This is a genomic window from Sulfitobacter sp. HI0129 (assembly GCF_001635395.1).
Classification (GTDB): Bacteria; Pseudomonadota; Alphaproteobacteria; order Rhodobacterales; family Rhodobacteraceae; genus Sulfitobacter.
The window spans coordinates 1-300 of the sequence record NZ_LWGH01000073.1 but is presented as its reverse complement, the minus strand read 5'-3'; the positions used below and the strand labels follow the sequence as shown (position 1 = coordinate 300).

The window sequence follows — 300 nt, the reverse complement described above, 5'->3', positions numbered from 1 at the left end:
ATAGGCCGTCTGCGGCCAGAGACCGGCGGCAATGATCCCGTAGGTCACATAGTCTTCGTTGGCGAGCACGGCGATGGGTTCGATCCCGAACCACCCCAGCGCAATGTTCATCAGCCCGTAGGAGGGATCGTAAAACCATGCGAAAACCAGGCCCACGACAACCTGACTGATGACAAAGGGAAAGAAGAAAAGGGATTTGTAGATGCGGATGCCCCGCACCGTCTGGTTGAGGAACAGGGCCACGAAAAGGCCCATGGGAATGGCCAGCATATAGAGCACCAGCCAGATCACGTTGTTCTT

At 56.0% G+C, this 300-nt stretch carries 1 pseudogene; it reads right to left on the bottom strand.

What is annotated here, in order from left to right:
- Positions 1–300: pseudogene (locus tag A3764_RS00770) on the bottom strand (sugar ABC transporter permease); the annotation flags it as partial.